Source organism: Brucella tritici (genome assembly GCF_902825325.1).
In the GTDB taxonomy this organism is placed as follows: Bacteria; Pseudomonadota; Alphaproteobacteria; order Rhizobiales; family Rhizobiaceae; genus Brucella.
The window spans coordinates 20,082-37,090 of sequence record NZ_CADEAR010000003.1 but is presented as its reverse complement, the minus strand read 5'-3'; the positions used below and the strand labels follow the sequence as shown (position 1 = coordinate 37,090).

Sequence of the window (17,009 nt, the reverse complement as noted above, 5' to 3'; positions counted from 1 at the left end):
ATGAACACAGCAGGTGCGGATTCGTCAGGCCGTGGCGAAAAGAGTGATTAGCGAGCACCGGAGCGGAGCGTACTTGAAGGTACGTGAGCACTGGAGCGCAGAAAATTGCTCTTTGCAGCCCGGCATCACGAAGAATGCACCTGTTGTGATAAGCTGGTCAAATTCTAGAGATGCCTTATATTGTTCACGAGGCATGACAATTTGAGGGACGTCTCATGGCAACAGCTCACAATGATTTCGACCGCCCGACCTTTCCGAAGGAACTTTCCAGCAAGTGGGGGTGGTTCGTCGCCCTTGGGGTCGCACTGCTAATCCTCGGAGGCATTGCCTTCGGTAATCTCGTTCTGGCCACTGTGGTCTCGGTCTACTATGTCGGCCTGATGATGCTGATCGGCGGCGTCATCGAGATCATCCACTCCTTCGGCGTCAAAACCTGGGGCAGCTTCTTCTTCTGGCTCCTGAGCGGCCTGCTTTATACGGCAGCCGGCATTGTCGCCTTCATCAATCCGGTGCTGGCAGCCGGTGTACTGACCTTCCTTCTCGCGGCAGCGCTAATCGGTTCCGGTGCCTTCCGCATCTGGCTCGGCTTCAAGTCGAAACCATCCGCCGGTTGGGGCTGGATCGTCGCAGGCGGCGTCATCACCCTGCTGCTCGGTCTCATCATCGCCATCAAATGGCCAGTCAACAGCCTGTTCATTCTTGGCCTCTTCCTGGCGATCGACTTGATCTTCCAGGGCTGGTCCTTCATCGCTTTCGGACTTGGCATCAAGAGCCGATAATCATAACGCATCACTGGCAAAGCGGCGCTCACTGCGCCGCTTTTTCATTTCGAAGCCAGACTTGTAACGCAGCGCTTGTTGAGATTCAGGCCAAGTCCTGCTAGATGCTCCCCAACATCTTCGCGGCGCGCTTTCACGCGCAGCCCAACGTTTCGCCATCACGAGTTTCTTCATGCCCGCTGACCATCCCGTTTCCAAGCGCCGCACATTCGCGATCATCGCGCATCCGGACGCCGGCAAGACCACGCTGACCGAAAAGCTGCTACTGTTTGGCGGCGCCATCCAGCTCGCCGGTGAGGTGAAGGCCAAGAAGGATCGCATCCAGACCCGCTCAGACTGGATGAACATCGAGCGCGACCGCGGCATCTCGGTCGTCACGTCGGTGATGACCTTCGAATACAAGGATTGCATCTTCAACCTGCTCGACACGCCGGGCCACGAAGACTTCGCCGACGACACCTACCGCACGCTGACCGCGGTGGACTCAGCCGTCATGGTCATCGACGCCGCAAAGGGTATCGAGCCACGGACGCTCAAGCTGTTCGAAGTCTGCCGCATGCGCGACATTCCGATCGTCACCTTCGTCAACAAGATGGACCGCGAAGCGCGTGACCCGCTCGAGATCCTCGACGAGATCGAAGAAAAGCTGGCGCTCGACACGGCTCCCATCACCTGGCCTATCGGCTCAGGCAAGAGCTTTGCAGGCACATTCGACCTGCATAAAAATACGATGCGCCGCCAGGACAGTGAAGAGCAGCCAACCAAGGTCAGCGGTCCTGAAGAAGCTGCAGCACTGCTGCCTGAAAACGAACGCGAAGCCTGGCTGGAAAGCGTGGAACTGGCACGCGGCGTCTGCCGTCCGTTCGATCTCGCCTCTTTCCGCGAAGGCCATATGACCCCGGTTTATTTCGGTTCGGCGCTGAAGAATTATGGCGTGCGCGACCTGATTGAAGCCTTCTGCGATTTCGGCCCCTCCCCGCGTGACCAGCAGGCCGATACGCGAATGGTCGGTTCAACCGAAGACAAGATGACTGGCTTCGTGTTCAAGATTCAGGCCAATATGGACCCGAACCACCGCGACCGCATCGCATTCCTGCGCGTTTGTTCCGGCAAGCTGTCGCGCGGCATGAAGGCAAAACTGGTGCGCACCGGCAAACCGATGAGCCTGTCCGCGCCGCAATTCTTCTTTGCCCGTTCGCGCCAGATTGCCGACGAAGCCTTTGCGGGCGATGTGGTCGGAATTCCAAACCATGGCACGCTGCGCATCGGCGACACATTGACCGAGGGTGAAGATATCCTGTTCCGCGGCGTGCCGAACTTCGCGCCGGAAATTCTGCGCCGCGTGCGTCTTGACGATGCAATGAAGGCCAAGAAGCTGCGCGAAGCGCTGCAACAGATGGCCGAAGAAGGCGTCGTGCAGCTGTTTGTGCCCGATGATGGTTCTCCGGCGATTGTCGGTGTCGTTGGCGCGCTCCAGATCGACGTTCTGACCGAGCGTCTGAAAGTGGAATATTCGCTGCCGGTCGGCTTTGAAATGTCGCGCTTCTCGGTCTGCCGGTGGATTACTGCGGACGATCCGGTCGAACTCGACCGTTTCATCGCCTCACATCGCGCCGACATCGCTCACGACCTCGATCACGATCCGGTCTTCCTGGCGCAGAACGGCTTTTCGCTCAATTACGAAGCCGAACGCTGGAAAAATATCCGTTTTGCCACCGTCAAGGACTATCAGGTCCGCGACAAGGTGTGATGCGGGGCTAACCCATAAGGCTGGCGGCAATCTTCGCTGCCAGCTTTTTAGCCACTTGTTCCTTGCTCATTTCCGGCCATTCCTCAATGCCGGTCCGGCTTAGAATGCGGACATGATTACGGTCGCCACCCATGACGCTGCTGCCATCCGGAGCATGCGAAACATCGTTAGCGACGATCCAGTCCGCACCTTTCTTTTCAAGCTTGCGCAGCGCGTTTTCAGCCACGTCCTGCGTTTCCGCTGCAAAGCCCACCACAAGACCGGGGCGCTTGTCGCTATGGCCGACACCAGCCAGAATGTCCGGGTTCTCAACCATGGCAAGCGTCGGAGCGCTTTCACCCGGCTTCTTCTTGATCTTCTGTCCGGCTTCATTGGCCGTGCGCCAATCGGCAACCGCCGCGACCATCACCGCCGCATCGGCGGGGAGATGTCGCTCGACAGCCCCCTGCATTTCACGTGCCGTCTCGACATGAATGACGTCGACGCCTTCGGGGTCCGGGATCGTGACCGGACCAGACACCAGATGCACCGTAGCGCCAAGTCGCGCCAGCGCTGCCGCAATAGCATGGCCCTGCTTGCCCGACGAACGATTGGCTATATAGCGAACCGGATCAATCGGCTCGTGCGTGGGGCCGGACGTCATGACAATGGTTTTGCCCGCAAGCGGCTTTGCCTGCGGCGCGAGCAGGGTCTCGATGGCCGCGACAATCGCCAGCGGCTCGCTCATGCGTCCCGTTCCCGCCTCGCCGCTTTCCGCCATCTCGCCCTTCTCCGGGCCGATGAAACGAACGCCGTCTTTTTCAAGCGTCAGGCGGTTGCGTCTGGTCGCGGGATTTTCCCACATGGCCGGGTTCATGGCAGGCGCAATAAGCACTGGAACTTTGCGGGCCAACAACACCGCGCTCGCAAGATCATCGGCAAGCCCATTGGCCATCTTCGCCATCAGGTCAGCAGTCGCGGGCGCGACGACGATCAGGTCCGCATCGCGCGCCAGCCTTATATGCCCGACATCCTGCTCATCCTCGCGCGAAAACAGATCGGTGAAAACATGATCGGCGGAAACCGCACCGATGGTCAGTGGTGTCACGAATTGCTGCGCTGCCGCCGTCATCAATGGGCGAACCTGTGCACCGCGCTCACGCAAGCGGCGGATGAGGTCGGGCGTCTTATAAGCGGCGATGCCACCACCGATGATAAGAAGAATGCGTTTTCCGGCCAGTGAAACCACTGCACCGGGAGACACTGCAACAGCCTGTGGAGCTATATCCTGCCCGGCCAGCAGAATGCGCGCTTCCTCTTCCATGGAGCGCCCGTTCTGTGCTGCCCTTATACGCAGCCGTTCCTTGGCGTCATCGTCGAGATTCCGGATAGTAATGCTGGCCATTTGATTGCACCTGCTTGTTACAAGTGCAATCATTGAAATCACTTTAGAAGGTAGATGTCACCCTAAAAGTGACTTAGAGCCAAAGATATAGCTTGATCGCTATCGCTGCGAGCGAGATCGCAATCACCACTTGCGCGATGCGACCCCAGCGCGAATACTTGGCTTCGGCGCGACCGATAGCCTCCGCTGTCGCCTCGTCAAAACGCAAGCCCTTGGCGGCCATGTCGTCCAGCGCAACGGAAACACGCTCGACACGTGCGATAAGTTCCGGCGTCTTTCGCGTGAAATGCAGCAGCGAATAAGCGCTATCCTTCGCGTCGAGAAGCATGCCTTGCGGCCCGAGATTCTTGGCGATCCAGTCGCCGACGACTGGCTCCGCTGCTTTCCACATATTGAAATGCGGATCGAGCGTACGCGATACCCCTTCCACGACGACCATTGTTTTCTGGAGCATCAAAAGTTCCGGCCGGGTTTCCATATCGAAAAGCTCGGTCACTTCGAACAGCAGCGTCAGAAGCTTGGCCATGGAAATAGTTTCGGCAGGCTGGCCGTGGATTGGTTCGCCAATGGCGCGAATGGCTTGCGCAAAGCTCGCCACATCATGCGTGTGCGGCACATAACCTGCCTCGAAATGCACTTCCGCCACGCGCATGTAGTCGCGGGTAATGAAGCCGTAGAGAATTTCTGCAAGGAAGCGCCGCTGCTGCTTATTGAGCCGCCCGGTGATACCGAAATCAACCGCAACAATCAGCCCCTGATGATCGACGAACAGGTTTCCCGGATGCATGTCGGCATGGAAAAAGCCGTCGCGCAGCGTATGGCGCAGGAAGGATTGGATCAGCGTTTCCGCAAGCTTCTTGAGATCGAAACCCGCGGCTTCAAGCGCCGAAACATCGGACATCTTGATGCCGTCGATCCATTCGAGCGTCAGCACATCGCGACCTGTACGTTCCCAATCGACATTAGGAACGCGGAAGCCCGTATCGCCCTTGATGTTCTCGGCGATCTCGGAAAGTGCCGCCGCTTCCAGACGGAGATCCATCTCGATACGCGTAGTCTGCTGCAGTGTCTCGACAACCTGCACCGGGCGCAGGCGGCGCGTGAAGGGAACGTGACGCTCCTGCATGCGCGCAACCATATAGAAGCCTTCAAGGTCGCGGGCAAAGCGGTGGCGAACGCCCGGACGAATGACCTTGACCGCCACTTTCTGGCGCGACCCGTCCTTCATGATTTCGGCTGGATGAACCTGCGCCATCGACGCTGCCGCTATCGGTGCATCGAAATGCAGGTAAAGATCATCGATCTTGCGGCCAAGCGACCCTTCGATAGCGGAAACCGCGTCGGCCTGCGGGAAGAAGTCGAGCCTGTCCTGCAAAAGTTCGAGATCGGCAGCAACATCGCGACCGACAATATCAGGCCGCGTCGCCAGAAACTGGCCGAGCTTCACATAGGACGGACCCAGCTTGTTCATGGCTCGCGACATGCGCTCGGAACGCTGCATGTGGCGTGCGCGCGGACGCGCCAGAATGCCTGCAATCTTGTGCCCGAACGCCGGGAGGCCGGAAAGCCCTTCCACCGGCAAGGCGCTGATAACGCCTTCGCGCGTCAATATCCATCCGGCCCGCATCAACCGGAAAGCGGCGGATAGATTGCTCATGCCTCGATGCCCCGTTCCTGACCCCAATTCATCACAGGCACAATCAAAGCTTCCAGCCGGAATGCAGCGCGGCAATGCCGCCAGTGAAATTGCGATAGCTCACGCGCTCGAAACCAGCCTTCTCGATCATCGCGGCAAAATCCTGCTGCTTGGGGAATTTGCGGATCGATTCAACCAGATAGCTGTAGGAATCGGCATCGCCTGTAATCATCTTGCCGATGCGCGGAATAGCGTGGAACGACCACTGGTCGTAGACCTTGTCGAGAACCGGGAGTTCAACTTCTGAAAATTCGAGGCAGAGGAAACGACCGCCCGGCTTCAGCACGCGATAGGCTTCGGACAGCGCCTTGTCGATATGGGGAACATTGCGAATGCCGAACGAAATCGTGTAAGCATCGAAGCTTGCATCTTCAAATGGCAACTCTTCGGCACTGGCTTCAACAAATTCGAGATTGTCGGCAAGGCCCTTCTTGATCGCCCGTTCACGCCCCACGCCAAGCATCGAGCCATTGATATCGAGAATGGTGACATGGGCCTGACGACCTGAGGCCTCGACAATACGGAAAGCAATATCGCCGGTGCCGCCTGCAACGTCGAGGGAGGTCCAGCCGGGGCGCTTCGACGGTGCCAGCCATGCAATCATCGCATCTTTCCAGACGCGGTGCATACCCGCCGACATGAGATCGTTCATCACGTCGTACTTGCTGGCGACCTTATGGAAAACGTCGTTGACCAGCCCCTGCTTTTCGCTTTCGTCCACCGCCTTGAAGCCGAATGAATGCTCCATGCCACCTTGTGCGCCCACGCGGTCCGCATTGCCGTTCTGCTGGCTCATAGCTCATCCTGCTTTTGAATATTAAGACGAAAACGATTTCCGTAATGCATATAAAGCTTGTGCTGGACGATACAAGCAGAGACCGCCCCCCACTACCCCTTTTGTGAAGGGACCTTGCGAACCGTCTTGCGTTGACGCCGAAAAATGGCCAAAGAGACATAAAACTGTGCGTGCGCGCTCGCCACGCGTTTTCTCCGGCGCAAACTGCCGCTAAAGTCAAAAAGATAACAAGAAAAGTGGAAAGATCATGGGCGTTACAGTCGTCAGCCATCCGCTTGTCCAGCACAAGCTCACCATCATGCGCAAGAAGGAAACGTCCACAGCCAGCTTTCGGCGGCTGCTGAAGGAAATATCGCTGTTGCTCTGCTATGAAGTGACGCGCGATCTCGAACTGACCACCATGCCGATCGAAACCCCGTTGATGCCAATGGATGCGCCGGTGCTCGAAGGCAAGAAGCTTGTCTTCGCCTCGATCCTGCGTGCAGGCAATGGCCTTCTGGAAGGCATGCTCGATCTGGTGCCCGCCGCGCGCGTCGCCCATATCGGCCTTTATCGCGATCATGACACGCTGCAGCCGGTCGAATATTACTTCAAGGCCCCCGAAGATATCGTCAACCGCCTCATCATCGTGGTCGACCCGATGCTGGCCACCGGGCATTCGGCAATTGCAGCCATCGACAAGCTGAAGGAACGCGGCGCTACCAATATCCGCTTCCTCTGCCTGCTGGCGGCTCCGGAAGGCATCAAGCGCTTTACCGAAGCCCATCCGGATGTCGACGTGTTCACGGCTTCCATCGACGAACGCCTCGACGAAAAGGGCTATATCGTTCCTGGTCTCGGCGATGCCGGCGACCGTATGTACGGTACGAAGTAAGCACCAGCGCGCATCCCGAAAAGTGTGAAGCGGTTTTCGGGCCAGATGCGCGCTAAAATAAACAACGCAGAGCGGCCCGCACCTGCTATCATCTCGCGAAACGCGGGGGCAGCATGGCGCGGGTTTTTACGATCCTTCTGATATTTGCGGGACTGGCCATTGCCTTCCCGCTTCTGTTTGAAAAATTCGGGCAACAGCCGGAACCCGGTTCAAGCACGTCAGCGAAAGCTTCAACTGCTCCGTCGCACCCCCCCACCGCCTATAGCGGACGCCGCACGCAGATCGCGCCGGACAGTCGCGGCCATTTCATCACAGGCATAAAAGTCGCCGGGCAATCCTTTCGTGCAATGGTGGATACGGGGGCGAGCGTGGTTGCGATCAACGCAAACGCCGCACGGCGCATCGGCCTGTCGCTCAAACCCGATGATTTCAAATATCGTGTCTCGACCGCCAATGGCGAGACTGTCGCTGCGTCCGCCATACTGCCAAGCATCGAAATCGGGCGCGTTCGGGTGGAGAATGTGGAGGCCATGGTTCTTCGTGACGACGCCCTGTCCGATACGCTCCTCGGCATGAGCTTTCTGAAGCGTCTGCGTCATTATGAAGTTTCAAACGGCGTACTCGTGCTGACGCAATGATGTGATACCGTACTTCCGATATGGATCGAAAGCGGTTAAACCCCGCCGACCACCGACGCCCAAATACCAATGGAAGCCAGCCATGACACCGGACCAGCGCCTGACCGAGCTCGAAATTCGTGTAGCCGAACAGGAAAAGACAATCGACGAGTTGTCATCCGTTCTGGCCGAACAATGGAAAACCATTGACCAGCTTTCCAAAAAGCTCGGCGCATTGACCGACCGCTTTCTGGAACTGGAAGAACAGACCGCGCCGGACGTCCCGGTCACCAAACCGCCGCACTGGTAACACCATGCTTCAGATCGTCTCCCTTGCCGACCGCCCCGACCTTATACCGGTCTGCGCCGCATGGAACCATGCGGAATGGGGCGAGTTTACCGGCTCGTCCCTCGCACAAACCGCCGAGGCATTTAGCGATATTTCCCGTGAAGACGACGGACAGGTGGCGCGAGTCGCGCTCTGGAACGGGCAACCCGCCGGCCTTGCCCTTCTGATCCACAGCGATCTGGAAACACATCCGCATCTGAAGCCTTGGGTGGCAAGTGTTTTCGTCGCGCCTGACTGTCGCGGCAAAGGCATTGCCAAAGGTCTTGTCGGCGCTATCGAGGACGCTGCGCAGGAGCTCGGCTATGCGGAAGCCTATCTTTACACCGACAAGCCCGACCTATACCGGCAGATCGGCTGGAGCGATTTCGAGCATCTGAAAGGCGACTATGCCGGGATGCTGATCCTGAAAAAGAAAATCGCGCGGTAAAGACCGCGCGATCTTTATTGCATGTCTCCCAAAAGTGGGAACCGGTTTTGGGATAAAGACATGTATGAAAACATAGGCTTAAAGCGTATCGTAGAATTACGATAAAATGCGACACGCTTCAAATTACAGCCCGCTTATTGTGCCAGCGGGATCGGACAGCTCACGCCAGTGCCGCGCAATCCGCAATAACCGTTCGGGTTTTTCGCCAGATATTGCTGGTGGTAGTCTTCAGCATAATAGAGCTCCGGCGCATCCTCGATCTCAGTCGTAATTGGACCGAGACCGCGAGCGGCAAGCGCCTGCGAATAGGCTTCCCGGCTCTTTTCCGCCACTTCACGATCAGCCTTGTCGAAAGTATAGATGACCGAACGATAGGTCGTGCCAATATCGTTGCCCTGCCGCATGCCCTGCGTCGGATCGTGCTCTTCCCAGAAAAGGGTCAGCAGTTCATCAAGACTCACGACCTTCGGGTCATAGACGACCAGCACAACTTCCGCATGACCGGTGAGGCCCGTGCAGGTTTCCTCATAGGTCGGGTTGGGCGTAACCCCGCCCGCATAACCGACAGCCGTTACATATACGCCTGGCACCTGCCAGAACAGACGCTCGGCGCCCCAGAAACAGCCCATCCCGAACAGAACCTTCTTGTAGCCTTCCGGCCACGGTCCTTTCAACGGGCGACCATTGACGAAGTGGGTCGCGGATGTCGGAATCGGTTGTGCCCGTCCCGGCAAAGCCTCATCCGTCGAAGGCATCTGCGTCTTCTTGCGATAGCTGTCCAAGAAACTCATGGTATCCACCTCCTAATTATCGAGCGGTGAAGCGTCCCAGAGGGCGCTCCCGACGATGACCGATTGCATAGAATAAAAGGGCGAGAATGCCGAAAAGAAGCCAGCCCGGCTGCTCAAGCAAAGGGATGCAGACGGCATTCCAGGCTCCTGCCCCTATATAGTGTGTCACGAAGGTTTCTGCATCGACCAATGTTTCGGGCGCGTTACGCGACCACATGGACAAAAGCGGCTTTGCAATGAACTGCGACGCGCCGACGGACCGCGCGCCGTCAAGAACCGCGAAAATCACCGCGAAAGCCAGAAAAACAACCGCAAAACTACGCAATACAAATCGGATCACGATTCTCTGCCCCGGATTTCCTACCCTGATTTCGGTGTCGGTTTTGAGTCCGATCACCCGAAGATTTGTCTTTTTGATGTTGCTAAAGCATAGCACACAGAACCCGTCAGGCTCAAAGCCAGGCTGGCACACAATTGCTCGATCTAAATAAAGCGCAATATTTTCAGATAGTTATGTCGCAAATATCGTTCTTTGCACAGGTTCGTCGATTTACACGCAAAAACTTGCAAATAGCTGTTGAACATATGCATTTTCTGGCTATATTCGCGCCGCACCCGCTAGTTGGCGATTAACCAGCGCCTGTTTCGAAAAGCGGTGTCACGTTTGCAGTCAGTTTCACCGTGAGACACGGTTCCCCGACAGCAAGGCAGACGGAGAGGTGGCCGAGTGGTTGAAGGCGCACGCCTGGAACGCGTGTATACGGGAAACCGTATCGAGGGTTCGAATCCCTCTCTCTCCGCCAGAACACTTCCTTTCAATTTATATACAATAGCAATACATAATATACTTATGTAACAAATCATCGTTTTCTCCTCCATCTTTGCTTAATAAAGATGGATTTACAAAAATTTGCTATCTATATATTACGATAGAATTTAAACGCGATCGTATTGAAAAAATGAATAAAACAATTGAAACGTCGTCACTACTGGCCGCACTCTTTATCGTGTTCATATTTTGGGGCGATGTTTGGCTTATCAAAATTACTTTACCCTTGAGCATGCTCTTAGTACCACTAATTTTATTGAAAAGATCGCGATTTATATTACCGATTCCTGAAGCGGCGATCCCACTTCTATGCCTAGGGACAATTATAGCAATACAATGTATAATCTATCGCAATAATCCTGCGTTCAAATTCAAATCTGATTTAGCCACTTGGCTACCGCTAACATACGCAGGCATAACCATACTTGCATTGCAAAACATCAAGATGGCAAGAATATTGCTGCTTCGTGCACTTACTGTCGGTGGATTACTTACTTCAATCATAATGCTGGCGATGATAATTTTCGCGCCAAGTAATATGTTTCTTTTTCCGGGACAGGATGCAGCGCAAGTGGAAGAGACATATGCGAAAACCTTGGCGAATGACCACATGACACCAATTGTTACTAAACCACTTCAGAAAAAACCCACGCCATCAGAGCCAACATCATCATCCAATATTACAACACCCACCACCGTTGAAACTCCAATCACAGTGCCCGCAATCAATGCTCATCAACCCGCGCCTCCCGCGGGAAGAGAATTCGTACTCATAAATAACACTGAAAAGATATTTTATGATCTTAAGAAGAAATCAAAGAATTTCCTAGAAATTCCAATTACATTGCGGTATTTACCACTTTTATATTTGCAGCTACACTTTTTTCCGGATCGACATTTATTTCCGTAATGTTTGCTGCAATAACATTTATTACGCTATCTCGTTTTTCGATCATTTTTATTTCATTTATTACATTTGTTTATTTTTTTCGGTCAAATTTAAACGCTATAAAAGCAATGGCTATGATAGGCATCGTTTTCTGCGTTGCTGTTCTCGCTATTTTCTTGTGGGGAAGCCTGCCCATACCCGGCACAGCTTCCATAACATCGCGAATAGAATACTGGCGGAGTGGTATCGGCGCTCTTTCTTTACATCCGATTATTGGCTCTCCACGTTCTGTCTTTTTAGTCGATCTTGGTAAAAGCATTACTTGGAGCCCTCATAGTTCTGTATTATGGATCGCCGTTAATTTTGGAATTATTGGAGTTGTCACATACTTTGCATACGTGTGGATTGTGCTGAAAGAAATTGGAAAAGCCGCTCGTCACTCAAATCTGTGGACCGGAGTTCTTATCGGACTTATGGCGTTACTGGCATGGAGCACCGTTGAAATAATAGTCCTAACACCTGCTTTTGAAATACTATTTGCAACGATGTACATTTTAGCAAGATCCGCAAGAGTATCTTCCGAGAACGAAAATTTTTCATTCAACGAAGCACAGAAATATTGAGGGCGACCCTCCAGATATTTTCTTGCTAGAGCATAACACGACCTGAGTTAAACGAGGATCGATAAGATTATGCTTGAAATAGGAGAAGATGGAACACGATCTTATCCATCCGTCGATGATCGGGAGAGCTGTCAACCATCAATTACACGGATGTTGCCCCACCTGAACGGAACCTGAAAGGGCATGGGGGCTGCCAATCGATTATAAACGGACGCGTAACTGACCAGTTACTGCATCCACACCTCTGGCAACAAAAAAGCCGGAGGTTTGTGCCTCCGGCTGTTGTTTTTAGTTCAGGCCTTCTTCCTTGAACGCCTTTTGCACGTTCGGGCGAGCCAGCACACCTTCACGCAGCTTCAACGCCTTGGGATAGGCGCTCAAATCGAGCTTAAGACCGACGCCCCAACCGATGATGACAGACGCATAGGCATCTGCCTGCGTAAAATCATCGCCAAGCCAGTAGGCGTTCTTGTCCGATAGCATGGCTTCGAACTGACCCATGCGACGATTGATGTTAGCGATGACGCCAGCCTTCGCTTCCTCGCTCAAATTGGGCGCGAACAAGCCACCAAACGCCGAATGTAGATCCGAGCAGAAGCCGAGCGCTTCCTGCAGGCGAGCGCGTTCCATGGTGCCATAGGCGGGCTTGAACGCCGCAACGTCGGAATGATCGCCGATATATTGGAGGATTGCCGCATTCTGCGTGATGACAGTGCCGGGCTTTACTTCCAGCGCCGGAACCGCACCCCGCGGATTGACCGCGAAATAGTCGCCACCGTCAGCCGTCTTCTTGGCTTTGAGGTCCACGGCCTCCAGCTCATAAGGCAGGCCCGTTTCGCTCAGAATGATATGGGGTGCGAGCGAACAAGCACCAACCTTGTAATAAAGCTTCATAGAAATCTCCCATCGGTTTCGATGAGAGATTTCTATCAATTTTGGTGTGCCTCGCAAGGAATTGGGATCACAATTCTTTGTGTAACCCCATTATTCGAAAGATCGTCTCACGACGCGCGGTTTGTCAGAAAAGCGATGCGATCCGCGCGGGCTTCGAAGACTGCATTCGCGTGACGACAACCATCTTGTTGAACTCGCCGCGCTTGAATGCACGCAGGAAGCGCGGATAGTCCTTGAATACCACGCAGCCGTTGGAATCGCCGCGGCGTCCCAGCATGAAAGTATGCGCCAGAAGACCATCGCGATTATAGCGGTTGTTGCCGTCGACAGGCGTGAGGCGGATCGCCTCCACGCCGTGGAACAGCGCCTCGCGCATGCGCAGATCATAGGTGTGAGGCGGCGTGGGTCCCCGGTTCTTCTGGTTTACGTAGCGCGGATTGTCGCGCATCGGGCCGAGACCCGAATGGGCTTCAAGGCGCTCGCCACTCGGGAGGTACACAGTGGCTGCGGAGATGTCATAGATAGCAACCTTGCTACGTGCGGACTGATTGAAAAGCGGACTGAACAGACCAGGGCGCGGTTCTTCGGTTGCACCGCTTTCCGGCGCATAGGCAAGCTCGGTCTTGTCATGCATGCGGGAACGGCGCAGCGAAGGCTTGGCGCCCGGCAGCGGCACATCATCGGGCAGGAATGCGTCTTGGGTGGCTTCGTCCTCTGCGGCCATATCCGTCTTCTGATCCGGAGCGAGCTGCGGAACGGGAACGGCGTTGCCGGTGGGAAGGTGTGCCTGCTTCTCAGCGGCATCCATTTCTTCGGCTTGCGAAAGCGGCTCAATCTGTTTGAATGCAGCCGTTGCGTCCGACGCAGAAGGCACTGGCGCATAGGCGACCACAGTCGCGCCAGCCTCCGCAGCAGGTTGCTCTGGCTGAACATTCGCCACAACGGGCTCTTCGCGACGGACGCGATCAGCGCGCAATTCGATAAGAGAAGCCGTATCGACGGGCTTGTCCTCGATTACGGAATCTGGACCGATATCGGCGATGATCGGTTCACCGCTCGTGTTTTTGGTTCGGCGCCAATCGAGGTTGGAATAGGCGGTATCCGTCGTATAGGCATTGATGAAACCCTGCCTGATGCGGCGCGATGGCGCGATATTGTGATCGACGACGGCAAGCGCCTGCGGCGCGGTCATGGAAACGCGGCGCATGATCGGTGCAACAGGTGCAAAGGCCGGCACAACCGTTTCCAGCGTACCGAGCGCGGTCATCATCCAGCTTCCGGCGACCAGTCCCGTTGCGGCAAACACCGCAACGCGCGTAAAACCCTTGAAACCGAATGGAATTCTAATGCCTTTGCTGCGCGGGGCCGCGCAGCCATACACTTCTGTTACACACGCCATGATACAAAATCCGAGTGGAAAACAACTTTCACGGCACCGCCTTGCATGTCAGTTCGGCAAAAAGACGAACAAGATATGGCAAGGCGGTGACTGGAAGGTCGCCTCCAGCATCGCTAATTATGGTAACCAAATCCTTTACAGGGTGAATAATTCCGGTTCGCAATTCGTTGGAGCCAGCTTAGGCCGTCAGCAGATAAGCGCTCTGTTTGGCACTTGGAAACTCCAGCCCCTCTACCGCCACACGATTGCGCCCACGATGCTTGACCCGCATGAGAGCAAGATCGGCACGGGCCGCCGTTTCCCATAGTGTTTCACCACCGCGCACCATAGCGACACCAAAACTGCACGTCATCTGGCGATCCGCTGGCAACATGGAAAAACTGTGTCGGGCTACACGCCCGCAAAGCCTGCTGCCCAATCGCTCGCACGTCTCGGCATCCCCCTGGACCAGAAGAACGAACTCCTCGCCGCCGACACGGCCAACAATTGTTGTATTTGCTGCGGCCATTTGCAGGATGCGGGCAAACTCTACCAGAACCTGATCACCGGTCGCATGGCCCAGGTCGTCATTGATCGACTTGAAGTGGTCTATATCCGCGATGATGACCCCATAATCACCGCGCTGGGCCTCGGTCAAACGCAGATGCGCATGACGCTCAAGTCCGCGACGATTGAAAACACCGGTCAGGGGATCGGAGTCACGCTCCGCCTGCAATTCCTTCACCACATCGGAGGTCGTCACCACCAGAAGAACGAGACCGGCAAAGACACCGGCAAAGGCACCGAATATCATGATGCCCTGCCAATAGCGCGAATGTATCAGCTCGGACGGTCGCGAAACTTCGGGGGAAAGCCCCAGTGCCATTCCAGTCTGCACATAAAAATGCACCGTCAACAACACCAAGGCGCCGAACAGCACGCGCTCGATCCAGCTTCGGCGTGCGAGATCACGTGCCTGAATGCAAAGAACAGCTACCAGGCTGCCCAGGGTCAGCTGGACCGCAGGCGCAATCCGCGAATAGCTCGTATCATTCGCAATGAAACAAATCATGGCACCGAGAAGGCCAAGCCCGATGAGGCCAGACGCCAAGCGGGAATAGCGCCCGCCCATGCGTATCATCACGCCTTCGCAGAGCAGCCAGCCACCCATAAAATGGAACGCGGTGGCAATCGGCGAGGTTAGGGTGAGGCTGTTTGAGATCAGCGATATGGGAACCAGAAGCCCGAAAGCAAAGCTGGCAAAGCTCAGGCCGAAAAGCAAAAGATGCCTGCGCTTCGTGTCGAGCATCCAGATGCCCAACATCGTCGCAGCAAACAGCAATACTACCAGCGGCGGCACAAACTTCACGAACAGGCCCTAAATCGGTTGAAAATGAGAATGCAAAAACGCTATTTCAAATTGAACCTGATGTGCAATTACAAACCAGGATCAAAGTCAAGTTGTCAGCTTGCAATATTGATGAGCACTAAATCCTAAAGTAGCAATACAGAGAATAAGCGATTGCTAAAAATAAATTGAAAACAACATCATTCGACGAAAATCCTTTTTCACGCAGATTTGACCTTTAAATTTATCCCCAGAAGCTTTTCGGCGATCATACGGCCGATCGGAATCGAAGATGTCGCCGCCGGTGACGGTGCGTTACAAACATGCAGCATTCTCTCCGTTTCCTTGAAGAGAAAATCATGCACCAATGTGCCGTCATCAAGAACGGCTTGCGCCCGTATTCCGGCTCCGGGCGCACCAAGATCGGCAAGCTCCAGCGTCGGACAATATTTGCGGCACTCCTTCAGATAGCGCGCGCGAGATGCAGAATTGCTGAACTCGGATAATGCCGAACGCCAGTTCTTCATCGCCATCTTCCAAAAGCCAGGAAATGTCGACATATCCGCGACATCAGCTGCACGGAAACTGCCTTTGTCGTAGCCTTCGCGCGAAAAACCCAGAACGGCATTCGGACCGACCGTGACACCGCCGTCAATCGTTCGCGTCAGGTGGATGCCGAGAAATGGCAGGTCGGGATCGGGGATCGGATAAATCAGGTGCTTGACGATGTTCGCCTTCGATTGCGGCAGGGTATAGTATTCACCGCGAAACGGCACGATGCGATGGCTTATATCCAGTCCGGCAAGCCGCGCAATGCGGTCTGACTGCAGGCCAGCACAGGCAACAAGCTTGGAAGCGTGTACGGTCTCGCCATTCACCGCTACCGTTACGCCTTTGCCATCCTCCCGGATTGCCGTGACGGGCGCATTAAGCCGCACAACACCGCCGCGCTCGATGATTTCCGCAGCCATCGCCCGCGATACTTTCGCATAATCGACAATGCCTGTCGCCGGAACGAGGAGCGCCCCCATCCCAGCGACCGCTGGCTCAACCTCGCGTAGCGCCTGCCGATCCACATGCTGGAAGGTGATGTCATTCTGGATTGCGCGACTGGCGAGCGCCTCCATGCGTTCGACTTCCTGCGGAGAGGTTGCCACCAGAAGCTTGCCGCATGTTTCAAAAGCAATGGAATATTGCCTGCAAAAGGCTTTCGTGGCCTCGGCACCTGCCCGGCACAATTGCGCCTTCAATGAACCCGGTTGGTAATAGATACCGGCATGGATGACGCCGCTATTGTGTCCGGTCTGATGGCGCGCGAAATCGCTTTCCTTCTCCAGCAGGATGATCCTGGCGCCCGGCTCCGCTTCCTGCATGGCTTTTGCTGTCGCCAGTCCGACAATGCCGCCGCCGATGACGCAATAATCATAATCCGCCACGAAATCCCCTCCTCATGCCCTTTCCCGGCGCAAGCGCCCTGCCTTGCTACCACTCGACAGGATCATTACCTGTTACTTATACGAATGCGGCCTTGGTTACAGCACCGCAAAATGGCATTCTTTGTCAAACCCGTTCCCCCATGCGGAGA

Annotated in this window: 17 protein-coding genes and 1 tRNA gene; 9 read left to right on the top strand and 9 right to left on the bottom strand. The window is 55.2% G+C overall.

What is annotated here, in order from left to right; all coding sequences use genetic code 11:
- Nucleotides 1-215: 215 nt before the first annotated feature.
- Complete coding sequence (locus HWX93_RS04640) at nucleotides 216-779, top strand: HdeD family acid-resistance protein (RefSeq protein ID WP_176036660.1); 564 nt, start codon at nucleotides 216-218, stop codon at nucleotides 777-779.
- Nucleotides 780-951: 172 nt separating this feature from the next.
- Nucleotides 952-2,529: a peptide chain release factor 3 gene (locus HWX93_RS04635; RefSeq protein ID WP_176036659.1), complete on the top strand. Its 1,578-nt coding sequence runs from the start codon at nucleotides 952-954 to the stop codon at nucleotides 2,527-2,529.
- A gap of 7 nt (nucleotides 2,530-2,536) precedes the next feature.
- On the opposite strand, the gene coaBC is transcribed toward HWX93_RS04635, so the two are convergent.
- The 3 genes from coaBC to ubiE form a co-directional block, all read right to left on the bottom strand.
- A complete protein-coding gene (gene coaBC, locus HWX93_RS04630; RefSeq protein WP_419190683.1) occupies nucleotides 2,537-3,913 on the bottom strand; it encodes a bifunctional phosphopantothenoylcysteine decarboxylase/phosphopantothenate--cysteine ligase CoaBC in 1,377 nt (458 codons plus the stop codon).
- Between the two features lie 73 nt (nucleotides 3,914-3,986).
- A complete protein-coding gene (ubiB, locus tag HWX93_RS04625; protein ID WP_176036658.1) occupies nucleotides 3,987-5,570 on the bottom strand; it encodes a 2-polyprenylphenol 6-hydroxylase in 1,584 nt (527 codons plus the stop codon).
- A gap of 43 nt (nucleotides 5,571-5,613) precedes the next feature.
- Entirely contained in the window at nucleotides 5,614-6,405 is a 792-nt protein-coding gene (gene ubiE, locus HWX93_RS04620; protein ID WP_010659383.1) for a bifunctional demethylmenaquinone methyltransferase/2-methoxy-6-polyprenyl-1,4-benzoquinol methylase UbiE, read from the bottom strand.
- 247 nt (nucleotides 6,406-6,652) lie between these two features.
- Here ubiE and upp point away from each other — a divergent pair, with 247 nt between their 5' ends.
- From upp to HWX93_RS04600, 4 genes are all read left to right on the top strand, one after another.
- On the top strand, nucleotides 6,653-7,279 hold the full coding sequence (gene upp, locus HWX93_RS04615; protein ID WP_006467614.1) for a uracil phosphoribosyltransferase: 627 nt from the start codon (nucleotides 6,653-6,655) through the stop codon (nucleotides 7,277-7,279).
- Nucleotides 7,280-7,392: 113 nt separating this feature from the next.
- Nucleotides 7,393-7,917, top strand: coding sequence for a retropepsin-like aspartic protease family protein (locus tag HWX93_RS04610; protein ID WP_176036657.1), 525 nt, complete (start codon nucleotides 7,393-7,395; stop codon nucleotides 7,915-7,917).
- 82 nt (nucleotides 7,918-7,999) lie between these two features.
- A complete protein-coding gene (locus HWX93_RS04605) occupies nucleotides 8,000-8,206 on the top strand; it encodes a SlyX family protein (RefSeq protein WP_021587137.1) in 207 nt (68 codons plus the stop codon).
- Between the two features lie 4 nt (nucleotides 8,207-8,210).
- Nucleotides 8,211-8,672, top strand: coding sequence for a GNAT family N-acetyltransferase (locus HWX93_RS04600; RefSeq protein ID WP_176036656.1), 462 nt, complete (start codon nucleotides 8,211-8,213; stop codon nucleotides 8,670-8,672).
- Between the two features lie 134 nt (nucleotides 8,673-8,806).
- Here the strand turns inward: HWX93_RS04600 and msrA are convergent, their stop codons facing one another.
- Both msrA and HWX93_RS04590 read right to left on the bottom strand, forming a co-directional pair.
- Nucleotides 8,807-9,463 (bottom strand): peptide-methionine (S)-S-oxide reductase MsrA, encoded by a 657-nt coding sequence (msrA, locus tag HWX93_RS04595; RefSeq protein WP_176036655.1) that lies wholly within the window; start codon nucleotides 9,461-9,463, stop codon nucleotides 8,807-8,809.
- 16 nt (nucleotides 9,464-9,479) lie between these two features.
- Nucleotides 9,480-9,803, bottom strand: a complete 324-nt coding sequence (locus tag HWX93_RS04590; protein ID WP_176036654.1) for a hypothetical protein — start codon at nucleotides 9,801-9,803, stop codon at nucleotides 9,480-9,482.
- Between the two features lie 373 nt (nucleotides 9,804-10,176).
- Between HWX93_RS04590 and HWX93_RS04585 the strand changes: the two genes are divergently transcribed.
- The 3 genes from HWX93_RS04585 to HWX93_RS04575 all read left to right on the top strand — a co-directional run bounded on the left by HWX93_RS04585 (nucleotide 10,177) and on the right by HWX93_RS04575 (nucleotide 11,804).
- Nucleotides 10,177-10,266, top strand: a tRNA-Ser gene (locus HWX93_RS04585).
- A 156-nt stretch (nucleotides 10,267-10,422) separates the two neighbouring features.
- Complete coding sequence (locus HWX93_RS04580; protein ID WP_176036653.1) at nucleotides 10,423-11,202, top strand: hypothetical protein; 780 nt, start codon at nucleotides 10,423-10,425, stop codon at nucleotides 11,200-11,202.
- Between the two features lie 113 nt (nucleotides 11,203-11,315).
- Nucleotides 11,316-11,804 carry a hypothetical protein gene (locus tag HWX93_RS04575; protein WP_176036652.1) on the top strand — a complete coding sequence of 163 codons (489 nt, stop codon included), beginning with the start codon at nucleotides 11,316-11,318 and terminating at the stop codon, nucleotides 11,802-11,804.
- Nucleotides 11,805-12,092: 288 nt separating this feature from the next.
- Here the strand turns inward: HWX93_RS04575 and gst are convergent, their stop codons facing one another.
- The 4 genes from gst to lhgO all read right to left on the bottom strand — a co-directional run bounded on the left by gst (nucleotide 12,093) and on the right by lhgO (nucleotide 16,860).
- Nucleotides 12,093-12,698: a glutathione transferase gene (gene gst, locus HWX93_RS04570; protein ID WP_109988644.1), complete on the bottom strand. Its 606-nt coding sequence runs from the start codon at nucleotides 12,696-12,698 to the stop codon at nucleotides 12,093-12,095.
- Nucleotides 12,699-12,822: 124 nt separating this feature from the next.
- Nucleotides 12,823-14,097, bottom strand: a complete 1,275-nt coding sequence (locus HWX93_RS04565) for a DUF2778 domain-containing protein (protein WP_109988643.1) — start codon at nucleotides 14,095-14,097, stop codon at nucleotides 12,823-12,825.
- 178 nt (nucleotides 14,098-14,275) lie between these two features.
- Complete coding sequence (locus HWX93_RS04560; protein WP_109988642.1) at nucleotides 14,276-15,445, bottom strand: sensor domain-containing diguanylate cyclase; 1,170 nt, start codon at nucleotides 15,443-15,445, stop codon at nucleotides 14,276-14,278.
- A gap of 200 nt (nucleotides 15,446-15,645) precedes the next feature.
- Nucleotides 15,646-16,860, bottom strand: a complete 1,215-nt coding sequence (gene lhgO / locus HWX93_RS04555) for an L-2-hydroxyglutarate oxidase (protein ID WP_176036651.1) — start codon at nucleotides 16,858-16,860, stop codon at nucleotides 15,646-15,648.
- Nucleotides 16,861-17,009 lie beyond the last annotated feature (149 nt).

Bases quoted from the DNA above. Each gene is read 5' to 3' on its own strand.
- HWX93_RS04640 (WP_176036660.1), top strand. From the start codon at position 216: ATGGCAACAGCTCACAATGATTTCGACCGCCCGACCTTTCCGAAGGAA.
- HWX93_RS04635 (WP_176036659.1), top strand. From the start codon at position 952: ATGCCCGCTGACCATCCCGTTTCCAAGCGCCGCACATTCGCGATCATC.
- coaBC (WP_419190683.1), bottom strand. From the start codon at position 3,913: ATGGCCAGCATTACTATCCGGAATCTCGACGATGACGCCAAGGAACGG.
- ubiB (WP_176036658.1), bottom strand. From the start codon at position 5,570: ATGAGCAATCTATCCGCCGCTTTCCGGTTGATGCGGGCCGGATGGATA.
- ubiE (WP_010659383.1), bottom strand. From the start codon at position 6,405: ATGAGCCAGCAGAACGGCAATGCGGACCGCGTGGGCGCACAAGGTGGC.
- upp (WP_006467614.1), top strand. From the start codon at position 6,653: ATGGGCGTTACAGTCGTCAGCCATCCGCTTGTCCAGCACAAGCTCACC.
- HWX93_RS04610 (WP_176036657.1), top strand. From the start codon at position 7,393: ATGGCGCGGGTTTTTACGATCCTTCTGATATTTGCGGGACTGGCCATT.
- HWX93_RS04605 (WP_021587137.1), top strand. From the start codon at position 8,000: ATGACACCGGACCAGCGCCTGACCGAGCTCGAAATTCGTGTAGCCGAA.
- HWX93_RS04600 (WP_176036656.1), top strand. From the start codon at position 8,211: ATGCTTCAGATCGTCTCCCTTGCCGACCGCCCCGACCTTATACCGGTC.
- msrA (WP_176036655.1), bottom strand. From the start codon at position 9,463: ATGAGTTTCTTGGACAGCTATCGCAAGAAGACGCAGATGCCTTCGACG.
- HWX93_RS04580 (WP_176036653.1), top strand. From the start codon at position 10,423: ATGAATAAAACAATTGAAACGTCGTCACTACTGGCCGCACTCTTTATC.
- HWX93_RS04575 (WP_176036652.1), top strand. From the start codon at position 11,316: ATGATAGGCATCGTTTTCTGCGTTGCTGTTCTCGCTATTTTCTTGTGG.
- gst (WP_109988644.1), bottom strand. From the start codon at position 12,698: ATGAAGCTTTATTACAAGGTTGGTGCTTGTTCGCTCGCACCCCATATC.
- HWX93_RS04565 (WP_109988643.1), bottom strand. From the start codon at position 14,097: ATGGCGTGTGTAACAGAAGTGTATGGCTGCGCGGCCCCGCGCAGCAAA.